Source organism: Ensifer sp. KUDG1 (assembly GCF_050434285.1).
Classification (GTDB): domain Bacteria; phylum Pseudomonadota; class Alphaproteobacteria; order Rhizobiales; family Rhizobiaceae; genus Ensifer.
The window spans coordinates 60443-72486 of record NZ_JBNDIG010000005.1 but is presented as its reverse complement, the minus strand read 5'-3'; the positions used below and the strand labels follow the sequence as shown (position 1 = coordinate 72486).

Here is a 12044-nt window from a genome sequence, read left to right as displayed (position 1 = left end):
ACGCGAGATCGAGGAACAAAAAAATGGAAATCGGAATTTCCCACTATCTCACCGTCAGCGCCATCCTGTTCACGCTGGGCGTCTTCGGCATCTTCCTGAACCGGAAGAACGTCATCGTCATCCTGATGTCGGTCGAACTCATTCTTCTTGCGGTCAATATCAACATGGTCGCCTTCTCGGCGTTCCTGAACGATATCACTGGCCAGGTCTTTGCCCTGTTCATCCTGACCGTCGCGGCTGCGGAAGCGGCCATCGGACTTGCAATTCTCGTCGTCTTCTACCGCAACCGCGGCTCGATCGCTGTTGAAGACGTCAACATGATGAAGGGCTGATTGGGCTATGGATACCATCATCAAGGCTATCGTCTTCCTGCCTTTGATCGGCTTTCTGGTCGCTGGCCTTTTCGGCAATTCGATCGGCGCCAAGGCTTCCGAATTCGTCACCAGCGGGCTGATGATCATCACCGCCGGACTGTCGTGGTTCGTCTTCTTCCATGTCGCGCTCGGCGAGCAGGAACTGATCAAGGTGTCGGTGCTGCGCTGGATCCAGTCCGGCAGCTTCGATGTCGAATGGGCGTTCCGCGTCGATACGCTGACCTCGGTCATGTTCGTCGTCGTCAACACCGTGTCGACGCTCGTGCATGTCTATTCGATCGGCTACATGCACCACGATCCGCATCGTCCGCGTTTCTTCGCGTACCTGTCGCTGTTCACCTTCGCGATGTTGATGCTGATCACGTCGGACAACCTCATTCAGATGTTCTTCGGCTGGGAAGGCGTGGGTCTCGCATCCTACCTGCTGATCGGCTTCTGGTATAAGAAGCCGTCTGCGAACGCTGCGGCGATGAAGGCCTTCATCGTCAACCGCGTCGGCGACTTCGGTTTTTCGCTTGGCATCTTCCTCGTCTTCGTGCTGTTCGGCTCGGTCAATTTCGAGACGATCTTCGCTGCTGCCCAGACCTACCTGCCGGCCGAAGGCGCCGCAGCAGGGGAGGCGGCCATCACGCTGTTTGGCATGCATCTCGACAAGGCTGATGCGATCACGGCTGCCTGCCTGTTGCTCTTCGTCGGCGCCATGGGCAAGTCGGCGCAGTTCCTGCTGCACACCTGGCTTCCGGACGCCATGGAAGGCCCGACCCCGGTTTCGGCTCTTATCCATGCCGCAACCATGGTTACCGCCGGCGTCTTCCTCGTTGCACGCATGTCGCCGCTGTTCGAACTGTCGCCGGATGCGCTGACCGTCGTCACCATCATCGGTGCGATCACCGCCTTCTTCGCGGCGACCGTCGGCCTCGTCCAGAACGACATCAAGCGCGTCATCGCCTATTCGACCTGCTCGCAGCTCGGATACATGTTCGTGGCGCTCGGCGTCGGCGCCTATGGCGCGGCCATCTTCCACCTGTTCACGCACGCCTTCTTCAAGGCGCTGCTGTTCTTGGGTGCGGGCTCCGTGATCCACGCCGTCGATGGCGAACAGGACATGCGCTACATGGGTGGTCTCCGGAAGCACATTCCGGTTACCTATGTGACGATGTTGATTGGTACGCTCGCTCTGACCGGCGTTGGCATTCCTGGACTGATTGGCTTGGCTGGCTTCTACTCGAAGGACGCGATCATCGAGTCCGCCTTTGCCGCCCATAGCTCGGTGTCCGGCTTTGCCTTTGCATTGCTGGTGATCGCCGCGCTCTTCACCAGCTTCTATTCATGGCGCCTGACTTTCATGACCTTCCACGGCAAGCCGCGCGCTTCCTCTGATGTCATGCATCACGTGCACGAGTCGCCCCAGATCATGCTGGTGCCGCTCTACATCCTGGCCATTGGCGCGGTGTTCGCTGGCTGGCTTTTCCACGATCATTTCTTCGGCGAAGGCTATGCCGAGTTCTGGAAGGGTGCGCTTTTCACCTCGGCGGAAAACGAAATCCTACATGAGTATCATCACGTTCCGACGTGGGTTAAGTGGAGCCCGTTCTGCGCCATGGCACTCGGCCTCTTCACCGCCTGGTACATGTATATCCGCCGGCCGGAACTGCCGAAGTATCTGGCAGAACAGCATCGCGGCCTCTACCAGTTCCTCTTGAACAAGTGGTACTTCGACGAGCTCTACGACTTCCTGTTCGTGCGCTCGGCCAAGTGGCTCGGCACCTTCCTGTGGAAGGAAGGCGACGGCCGCGTGATCGATGGCTATGGCCCGAACGGCATTGCCGCTCGCGTGCTCAACGTCACTGACCGCGTTGTCCGCCTGCAGACTGGTTACCTCTATCACTACGCGTTCGCGATGCTCATCGGCATTGCCGCGCTTGTTACTTGGATGATGTTCAGGAGTTCCTTCTGATGACCGATTGGCCCGTACTTTCCGCGGTCACCTTCATGCCGCTCGTCGGCGTTCTGCTTCTCTTGCTTGTCAGAGAAGACAGCGCCTACGGCCGCCGGAATATCCTGAACGTTTCGCTGCTGACGACGATCTTCACCTTCGCGGTGTCGGTCTACATCTGGTACCAGTTCGATGCCTCGAACCCCGGCTTCCAGATGATCGAAAAGCATGAGTGGCTCGGCACCGGTATTTCCTATCATCTGGGTATCGACGGCATCTCGATGCTGTTCGTCGTGCTCTCGGCCTTCCTCATGCCGTTCTGCGTGCTTGCAAGCTGGCTGTCGATCGAGAAGCGGCTCAAGGAATACATGATCGCGTTCCTGGTCCTGGAAACGTTCATGATCGGCGTCTTCGTGTCGCTCGATATCGTGCTGTTCTACGTGTTCTTCGAAGCCGGCCTCATTCCGATGTTCCTCATCATCGGTGTCTGGGGCGGCAAGGACCGCGTCTACGCCAGCTACAAGTTCTTCCTCTATACGCTGCTCGGCTCGGTGCTGATGCTGCTTGCGATCATGGCGATGTACTGGCAGGCCGGTACGACGGACATCACGCAGTTGCTCGCCTATAACTTCCCGCGCCAGATGCAGACGTGGCTTTGGCTCGCCTTCTTCGCATCCTTTGCGGTGAAGATGCCGATGTGGCCGGTCCACACCTGGCTTCCCGACGCGCACGTTCAGGCACCGACCGCGGGCTCGGTCATCCTGGCCGGCGTGCTCCTGAAGCTCGGTGGTTACGGCTTCCTGCGCTTCTCGCTGCCGATGTTCCCGTTGGCATCCGACTACTTCCAGCCGTTCGTCTTCACGCTCTCGGTCGTCGCCATCATCTACACCTCGCTGGTGGCGCTGATGCAGACCGACATCAAGAAGCTGATCGCCTATTCGTCGGTGGCACACATGGGCTATGTGACAATGGGTATCTTTGCGGCAAACGTTCAGGGCGTTCAGGGTGCGATCTTCCAGATGTTGTCGCACGGCATCGTCTCGGGCGCGCTCTTCCTTTGCGTCGGCGTTGTCTACGATCGTCTGCACACCCGCGAAATCTCCGCCTATGGCGGCCTCGTCAACAACATGCCGAAATATGCCGTCGCCTTCATGGTGTTCACCATGGCGAACGTCGGCCTGCCGGGCACGTCCAGCTTCGTGGGTGAAGTGCTGACCCTGGTTGGCGCCTTCCGTGCCAACACCTGGGTTGCGCTCTTTGCCACCTCCGGCGTGATCCTGTCGGCGGCTTACGCGCTCTGGCTCTATCGCCGGGTCGTGTTCGGCGCCTTGGAAAAGGAAAGCCTGAAGGCGTTGCTCGACCTGTCGCCGCGCGAAAAGGCCATCCTTTATCCGCTGGTGATCCTGACGATCTTCTTCGGCGTCTACCCGGCACCGATCTTCGATGCGACCGCGGCCTCCGTGGATCTGCTCGTCAACAACTACTCCGCAGCCCTGCAGGCAGCGCAAAACGTTGCGCTTTCGGTGCAATGACCACAGGACGTGATTGGACATGACTGCTGAAACCCTCCTTGCAAGCCTGCAACTCTCGATCCCCGAGCTGATCCTCGCGGTCGGCGCGATGGCCTTGCTGATGATTGGCGTGTTTTCCGGCGAGAAGTCGGCGTCGACGGTCACCGGTCTTGCGGTTGCCGTTCTGATCATCGCCGGCCTCTGGCTCGTTCTGAAGACCGGTGAAGGCGAAGCCTATGGCGGCGCCTTCCTGTCGGATCCTTTCGCCAAGTTCATGAAGGTTCTTGCCCTGATCGGCTCCATCACCGCCCTGGTGATGACGGTCGGTCATGCGCGCTCCGCCCAGATCGACCGTTTCGAGTTTCCGGTGCTCCTGGTGCTGGCAACGCTCGGCATGCTCCTGATGATCTCGGCCAACGACCTGATGTCGCTCTACCTGTCGTTGGAACTGCAGTCGCTGGCCCTTTATGTCGTTGCCGCCATCAACCGCGATAGCGTGCGCTCGACGGAAGCCGGCCTGAAGTACTTCGTCCTTGGTGCGCTTTCTTCGGGCATGCTGCTCTACGGCATGTCGCTGATCTACGGCTTCACCGGCCACACCGGCTTTACCCAGATCGCGGCTGCGCTGACGGCCGAAGGCCGCTCGCTCGGCCTGATCTTCGGTCTCGTCTTCGTGCTCGCCGGTCTTGCCTTCAAGATCTCGGCCGTGCCGTTCCACATGTGGACGCCGGACGTTTACGAAGGCGCGCCGACGCCGGTCACCGCCTTCTTCGCGGCGGCACCGAAGGTCGCGGCCATGGCGATCCTCGTTCGCATCGTCATCAACGCCTTCGAGCCCGTCGTTGCCGACTGGCAGCAGATCATCGTCTTCATCTCGATCGCATCGATGCTGCTCGGCGCGTTCGCGGCGATCGGCCAGAAGAACATCAAGCGCCTGATGGCCTATTCCTCGATCGGCCACATGGGCTACGCGCTGGTTGGCCTTGCCGCCGGCTCCATGGCCGGTGTTCGCGGCGTGCTGCTCTACATGCTCATCTACATGGTCATGACGCTCGGCACCTTCGCCTGCATCCTGGCGATGCGCCGCAAGGAAGGCGAAAACGTCGAGAACGTCGACGACCTCGCCGGTCTGTCGCAGACCAACCCCTTCATGGCGACTGTGCTGACCGTCCTGATGTTCTCGCTCGCCGGCATCCCGCCGATGGCAGGATTCTTCGGGAAGTACTTCGTCTTCATGGCGGCCATCGAAGCTCAGCTCTATGCACTCGCCATCATCGGCGTTCTCGCATCGGTTGTCGGCGCCTACTACTACCTGCGCGTCATCAAGGTGATGTGGTTCGACGATGCCAAGGGCGAGTTTGCCCGCACCGCCGGCGAACTGCGGCTGGTCTTCGGTCTCTCGGGCCTGTTCGTTCTCGGATACGTCCTGATCGGCGGCCCGCTCGGAAACGCCGCTGAAGTCGCGGCGCGGACCTTCTTTTGATCGCCTTTGAAAGCGGCGGCCGGATCTCGCTCGACGACTTCCGGCACGTCGCTCTCGATGCGGTCGGGTCGACCAACAGCGAATGCCTGGCGCGTGCGCGCCAGGGTGACCCGGGCAATCTCTGGGTCACGGCCATCAGGCAGACCGGCGGGCGCGGACGTCGCGGCCGGGCATGGTTCTCCGAACCGGGTAATCTCTACGCTTCGCTTCTCCTCATCGAGCCGGCTCCGGTCGAGCAGCTGCATTCGCTGCCGCTTGCCGTTGCCGTCGCCGTTCACAGGGCAATCCGTCAGGTAATGCCGCCGGGTTCGGCGCCTGTCGAGATCAAGTGGCCGAACGACATCCTGATCGACGGCAAGAAGACCTGCGGTATCCTGCTTGAAGGCGAAAGCCTCCCAGATGGGCGCCGGGCGCTGGTCATCGGTTGCGGCATCAACATCGCTGTCCAGCCGGACGAAGGGCTCTATCCCGTGACGTCCCTGGCCAACGAAGGTGCGTCGGTTTCGCCCGACGAACTGTTTGCGCGCCTGTTCCTGACGATGGCGGAGACCCTGCAGGTCTGGGATCGGGGCGTCGGTATCGCCGCGACGATCGAACAATGGCGGGCAGCAGCCCGCGGCATTGGTGAAACGATAACCGTGAACCTGCCGGACCGGTCGCTTTCAGGGCGCTTTGCCGGTATTGATGAGGCCGGACGGCTGGTGCTCGACACCGGCAACGGCATGACGCAGGCGATTGCCGCCGGCGACGTATTTTTCGGATAAATTTGGAAACAGGGGCGCATCACGATATGGCGCAGGAAGAAGAACTGGTGTTCTTGCCGCTCGGCGGCGTCGGTGAAATCGGCATGAACCTCGGCCTTTATGGCTACGGGCGGCCGGGAAGCCGCCAGTGGATCATGGTCGATTGCGGTGTGACGTTTCCGGGGCCCGACCTTCCGGGCGTCGACCTCGTTCTCCCCGATATCGGCTTTCTTGCCGAGGAACGTCGCAATCTCAAGGGCATCATCATCACGCATGCCCACGAAGACCACTATGGCGGCCTGAACGACCTGTGGCCGGGGCTGAACGTTCCGGTCTACGCCTCGCCGTTCACGGCGGGCATGCTGGAAGCCAAGCGCGATTTCGAGAAGAGCCGGGGCGAAATCCCCGTCACCATCTTCAAGCAGGGCGACCGTATCAATGTCGGCCCCTTCGAGATCGAGGCCGTCGGCGTCAACCATTCGATCCCTGAACCGATGTCGCTGATCATCCGCACGCCGGCGGGCACCGTGGTTCATACCGGCGACTGGAAGATCGATCTGCACCCGTCGCTTGGACCGCTGACCGACGAGGCACGTTTCCGCCAGATCGGCGATGAAGGTGTGCTTGCGCTCGTCTGCGATTCCACCAACGCGATGCGCGACGGCGTTTCGCCGTCGGAGCAGGAGGTTTCCGAAAGCCTGACGAAGATCATTGCCAGCGCCGAGGGCCGGGTGGCGATCACGACGTTCTCCTCGAATGTCGGACGCATCCGCTCGATCGCTGAAGCGGCCGAAGAGGCGGGCAGGGATGTGCTCCTGCTCGGCAGTTCGATGAAGCGGGTCGTCGCCGTCGCTACGGACCTTGGGCTGATGGAAGGCATCAAGCCCTTCCTCGCCGAAGACGAGTTCGGCTACGTGCCGCGCGACAAGGTCGTGGTGATCCTCACCGGCAGCCAGGGCGAGCCGCGGGCAGCCCTCGCCAAGATCGCCCGCGACGAGATGCGCAATGTCGCCTTCTCGGCTGGCGACACGGTCGTATTTTCCTCACGCACGATCCCGGGCAACGAAAAGGCGATCAACGACATCAAGAACGGCCTCGTCGAACAGGGCATCCACATCATCACCGACAGCGAAGCGCTGGTACACGTGTCCGGCCACCCGCGTCGCACCGAGCTGCAGCAGATGTACCAGTGGCTGCGGCCGCAGATCCTTGTGCCTGTTCATGGCGAGGCGGCGCATCTGACGGCGCACGGCGAGCTGGGTCGCCAGTCCGGCATCGCCAGCGTTCCGCGTCTTCGGAACGGCGAAATGCTGCGTCTTGCGCCAGGTCCCGCCGAAGTAATTGACGAAGCGCCCCACGGCCGCATCTACAAGGATGGCAGCCTCATCGGCGACTTCGAGGAGATGGGCATCGGCGAACGCCGGAAGCTCTCGTTCGCCGGCCATGTCGCCGTCAACGTCGTTCTCGACAGCCGCTACGATTTCCTGGGCGACCCGGATATCGTCGCGATCGGCTTGCCGGAGTTCGACGACGAGGGTGAGGACATGGAGGACACGCTCTACGACGCCATTCTCGGCGCCGTCGAGAGCATCCCGCGGGCCAAGCGCAAGGATCTGGCGATGCTGCAGGAGGCGGTCCGCCGCGCCGTACGCAGCACCGCCAACCAGATCTGGGGCAAGAAGCCGATCGTCACGGTGTTTGTCACCAAAGTCTGATTGGCCCGTCGCGCGCGACCTTGTAAGCGAGGCCGGACGTCAAAGCGGGAGATCGCCATGCTTGGAAGAGTGAACCACATCGCCATCGCCGTGCCGGATCTTCACGCCGCCGCCGAAAGCTATCGCTCGACGCTCGGCGCCTCCGTCACCGAGCCGCAGGCTTTGCCAGAACACGGCGTCACCGTCGTGTTCGTCACGCTTGCCAACACCAAGGTCGAGCTGCTTGAGCCGCTCGGCGAGGGCTCGCCGATCGCTGCTTTCCTGGCGAAGAACCCGTCGGGTGGGATGCATCACATCTGCTACGAGGTGGAGAACATCCTGTCGGCGCGCGACGCGTTGCGCGCCGCCGGAGCACGGGTGCTGGGGGATGGCGAGCCGAAGATCGGCGCGCACGGCAAGCCGGTGCTCTTCCTGCATCCCAAGGATTTTCAGGGTACGCTGATCGAACTCGAAGAGGTGTGACAGTTGATCGCGCGATGACGGTTTGTGCGATCGGGCCGGCGGCGCTATAAGGCGGACGGAATGTCGCGGAAGTCGCGGCGAATACGGGGTTGCCCGTCGTCTTGCCGATCGCCTTCACCGGGAGCTTGAAATGCCGCTTTTTTCGACCTTTGCCATCTACTTCATCATCTGGTGGATTACGCTCTTTGCCGTGCTGCCCTTGGGCGTTCGCACCCAGGCGGAAGAAAACAGCGTCGTTCCGGGCAGTGTCGAGAGCGCGCCGGCGAAGTTCAATGCCAAGCGGGTCGTGCTTCTGACGACCATAATTGCGGCCGTCATTCAACTCGCCTGGTATATCCTGTCCGTCAGGCTGGGCTACGGCATCGATTCCATTCCGCGTTTCTACCCAAAATTCTATTGATAAGTTCATCGTCGCCGCCACCCGAGGGCGATCGTTCTCGTTGCGACAAATTCTCTGCAATCTGATGGGCACATCCATGCCTTGACGGCGCCTTCGCGCATGCCTGCGCACAAGACCCGGGCAATTGTAGGATTGACCGCCGTGAAATTGACATAGTTCAATTTTGCAAGGTGCTTCGCGGGGATGCTGCTTGCTGAAAAGCAAAAAAAAACAAGGCTAAAAGCCTTGTTTTTCAAGTTTCGCGTGATCTTTAATCCGTTTCCGGCGGCAGCGACGAAGCGCGCCTAAGATCTTATCCTCCCAAGACTTGACCGCGAAAGTCGGCAAGAATTTAGTCTTCATGCCTGTTTTGTGAGCCGAAACTAGCCCAAACATTGGGCTCTGTCATCCTGTTTTTTTGCATTTTTGCTACAGTCGGGTAAAATATTCCCGTTGACAATTACTGTCGTAATCTTGTTACTAGCGTGCTCTTTTGACGCAGGATCGGCGTCGCATTCCCCCTGAAAATCCGTGGATGCTTTCTCTGCCCGTGACAACGGAGAGCAGGGTTTTCTTCCGCCTGCGAAGCAGCTATGAACGCAAGGCTCGTAAAGGTTCCTGCCGGCTGCGCCGGTGATGGAAAATGGAGAGTCCGACCCGAGAAGCAGCGGTCGCCTTTATCAATCAAAAGGTGAAGCCGGCATCTCGCTCAACGTCATTTCGCCCGAATCCGCCGATAGTGCGACGTTCATCAAGTTCTGGAACCCGTCATGCGCCTGTCCCGCTTTTTCATGCCCATCCTCAAGGAAAATCCTAAGGAAGCGGAAATCGTTTCCCACCGTCTCATGCTCCGCACGGGCATGGTCCGGCAGCAATCCTCGGGCATCTATACCTGGCTGCCACTCGGCAAGCGGGTTCTCGACAAGGTCAATGCGGTCATCCGCGAAGAGCAGAACCGCTCCGGCGCGATCGAGCTTCTGATGCCGACCCTCCAGTCTGCCGAGCTGTGGCAGGAGAGCGGGCGCTACGACGCCTATGGCAAGGAGATGCTGCGCATCAAGGACCGCCAGGACCGGCCGATGCTTTACGGTCCGACGAACGAGGAAATGATCACGGACGTCTTCCGTTCCTACGTGAAGTCCTACCGCGACCTGCCGCTCAACCTCTATCATATCCAGCTGAAGTTCCGTGACGAGATCCGTCCGCGCTTCGGCACCATGCGCTCGCGCGAATTCCTGATGAAGGATGCCTATTCCTTCGATCTCGATCGGGAAGGGGCCGAGCACGCCTATAATCGCATGTTTGCCGCTTACCTTCGCACCTTCGCGCGCATGGGCCTTCGCGCAATTCCGATGCGTGCCGATACCGGCCCGATCGGCGGCAACCTCAGCCACGAATTCATCATTCTCGCCGACACCGGCGAGTCCGAAGTGTTCTGCCATAAGGACTTCCTCGGCTTCGACATTCCGGGCGAAGACACGAATTTCGATGACGTCGCCGGCCTGAAGACGATCTTCGACAAGTGGACCTCGCGTTATGCGGCCACGTCGGAAATGCACGACGAGGCGGCCTTCAACGCTGTGGCCGAAGGCGACCGTCTGTCGGCCCGCGGCATCGAAGTCGGTCACATCTTCTATTTCGGCACCAAGTACTCCGAAGCCATGGGCGCCAAGGTGCTCGGCCCCGACGGCAAGGAGCACGCTGTGCACATGGGCTCCTACGGCATCGGCCCGACCCGTCTGGTGCCGGCGATCATCGAAGCTTCGCATGACGACAACGGCATCATCTGGCCGAAGTCGATCGCGCCGTTCGATGCCGTGATCATCAACATGAAAGCAGGCGACGCCGCTTGCGACGGCGCCTGCGAGACGCTCTACTCGAAACTCGGAAATGCCGGATTCGACGTGCTTCTCGACGATCGCGACGACCGCGCTGGTGCCAAGTTCGCAACGGCCGATCTGATCGGCGTGCCGGTTCAGGTGATCGTCGGACCGCGCTCGATTGCCAATGGTGAAATCGAGCTCAAGGATCGCAAGACCGGCGAGCGCGAGACGCTGACCGTCGAGGCTGCGATCAACAAGCTGATCGCAACGAAGTGATGAGGCAAGGGAAGGCAGGATGACCGCCGTGGTGCAAGATCAGGTGCAGGCCGCAACGCAGCCTGAAAAGTCCTCCAGCCGACCCTTTTCCGCCTTCGAGCGCATGGTGGCGTGGCGCTACCTGCGCTCCAGGCGCAAGGAAGCCTTCATCTCCGTCATTGCCGGCTTTTCCTTCATCGGCATCATGCTCGGCGTTGCGACGCTGATCATCGTCATGGCCGTGATGAACGGCTTTCGCACCGAGCTCATCTCCCGCATTCTCGGCATCAACGGCCACATGATCGTCCAGCCGATCGATGGCCCGCTCGACAATTACGCTGACCTCGCGACCAAGTTCTCGGGCGTCAAGGGCGTCACCATGGCGATCCCGATGGTCGAGGGGCAGGTTCTGGCGCAAGGTGTGGGCGACAGCTCGACCGGCGCCCTGGTGCGTGGCATCCGTGCTGACGACCTGAGCAAGATGAAGTCGGTTTCCGACCACATCCAGTCCGGCGATCTCGTCGGCTTTGCCTCCGGCACAGGTGTCGCGATCGGCTCGCGCATGGCCGAGCAGCTCGGCATTCAGGTCGGCGGAACGATCACGCTGACCTCGCCCAATGGCGACGTGACGCCACTTGGCATGAACCCGCGCGTCAAAGCCTACACCGTCTCGGCGATCTACGAGATCGGCATGTCGGAGTATGATGCGACGATCCTCTTCATGCCGCTCGAGGAAGCGCAGCTGTTCTTCAACGCCGAGGGACTGGTCCAGTCGATCGAGATCTTCGTCGAACATCCCGATGTCGTCGACGAACTGCGCCAGCCGATCGAGGATGCGGCCGGCCGGCAGATCTTCATCACCGACTGGCGCGACCGCAACAAGACCTTCTTCTCCGCGCTCCAGGTGGAACGCAACGTGATGTTCATGATCCTGACGCTGATCGTGCTGGTCGCGGCGCTCAACATCATCTCCGGCCTGATCATGCTGGTGAAGGACAAGGGCAGTGACATCGCGATCTTAAGGACCATGGGCGCGACGTCGGGCTCGGTGATGCGCATCTTCTTCATGACGGGTGCTGCAATCGGTGTTGCCGGAACGGTCGCGGGCGTGGCGCTCGGCGTCATCGTCTGCCTCAACATCGAATCCATCCGGCAGTTCTTTTCCTGGATTTCGGGAACGACGCTCTTCAGCCCTGAGCTTTATTTCCTTAGCCAGCTTCCGGCCGACATGAACGCCGACGAGACCGCACTCGTCATCGTCATGGCACTGACCCTTTCCTTCCTCGCCACGATCTTTCCGGCCTGGCGCGCCTCGCGCCTCGATCCGGTGCAGGCCCTGCGTTACGAATGACAAGGACGACAC

Annotated in this window: 10 protein-coding genes; all 10 read left to right on the top strand. The window is 60.7% G+C overall.

Translation table 11 applies throughout. From position 1 onward, the window contains the following. Positions 1–23 precede the first annotated feature (23 nt). The 10 genes from nuoK to M2267_RS14620 all read left to right on the top strand — a co-directional run bounded on the left by nuoK (position 24) and on the right by M2267_RS14620 (position 12032). A complete protein-coding gene (gene nuoK, locus M2267_RS14665; RefSeq protein WP_034803568.1) occupies positions 24–332 on the top strand; it encodes an NADH-quinone oxidoreductase subunit NuoK in 309 nt (102 codons plus the stop codon). Positions 333–339: 7 nt separating this feature from the next. Continuing rightward, positions 340–2331 (top strand): NADH-quinone oxidoreductase subunit L, encoded by a 1992-nt coding sequence (gene nuoL / locus M2267_RS14660; protein WP_429115154.1) that lies wholly within the window; start codon positions 340–342, stop codon positions 2329–2331. Continuing rightward, positions 2331–3842 carry an NADH-quinone oxidoreductase subunit M gene (locus M2267_RS14655; RefSeq protein WP_192447270.1) on the top strand — a complete coding sequence of 504 codons (1512 nt, stop codon included), beginning with the start codon at positions 2331–2333 and terminating at the stop codon, positions 3840–3842. The genes nuoL and M2267_RS14655 overlap by 1 nt, the downstream gene beginning before the upstream one ends. A 19-nt stretch (positions 3843–3861) precedes the next feature. After that, positions 3862–5304, top strand: a complete 1443-nt coding sequence (gene nuoN / locus M2267_RS14650; protein WP_192447269.1) for an NADH-quinone oxidoreductase subunit NuoN — start codon at positions 3862–3864, stop codon at positions 5302–5304. Beyond that, the gene (locus M2267_RS14645; protein ID WP_043626163.1) at positions 5304–6068 is read left to right on the top strand and encodes a biotin--[acetyl-CoA-carboxylase] ligase; all 765 of its coding nucleotides are present in this window, start codon (positions 5304–5306) and stop codon (positions 6066–6068) included. Before nuoN ends, M2267_RS14645 begins: the two co-directional genes overlap by 1 nt. 26 nt (positions 6069–6094) lie before the next feature. After that, positions 6095–7762 carry a ribonuclease J gene (locus M2267_RS14640; RefSeq protein WP_043626129.1) on the top strand — a complete coding sequence of 556 codons (1668 nt, stop codon included), beginning with the start codon at positions 6095–6097 and terminating at the stop codon, positions 7760–7762. Between the two features lie 57 nt (positions 7763–7819). Then, complete coding sequence (mce, locus tag M2267_RS14635; protein ID WP_043626127.1) at positions 7820–8224, top strand: methylmalonyl-CoA epimerase; 405 nt, start codon at positions 7820–7822, stop codon at positions 8222–8224. A 130-nt stretch (positions 8225–8354) separates the two neighbouring features. Then, positions 8355–8624, top strand: coding sequence for a DUF1467 family protein (locus M2267_RS14630; RefSeq protein WP_043626126.1), 270 nt, complete (start codon positions 8355–8357; stop codon positions 8622–8624). Between the two features lie 749 nt (positions 8625–9373). Then, the gene (proS, locus tag M2267_RS14625; protein WP_043626125.1) at positions 9374–10702 is read left to right on the top strand and encodes a proline--tRNA ligase; all 1329 of its coding nucleotides are present in this window, start codon (positions 9374–9376) and stop codon (positions 10700–10702) included. Positions 10703–10721: 19 nt separating this feature from the next. Next, positions 10722–12032, top strand: a complete 1311-nt coding sequence (locus tag M2267_RS14620) for a lipoprotein-releasing ABC transporter permease subunit (protein ID WP_402316589.1) — start codon at positions 10722–10724, stop codon at positions 12030–12032. Positions 12033–12044: the final 12 nt, after the last annotated feature.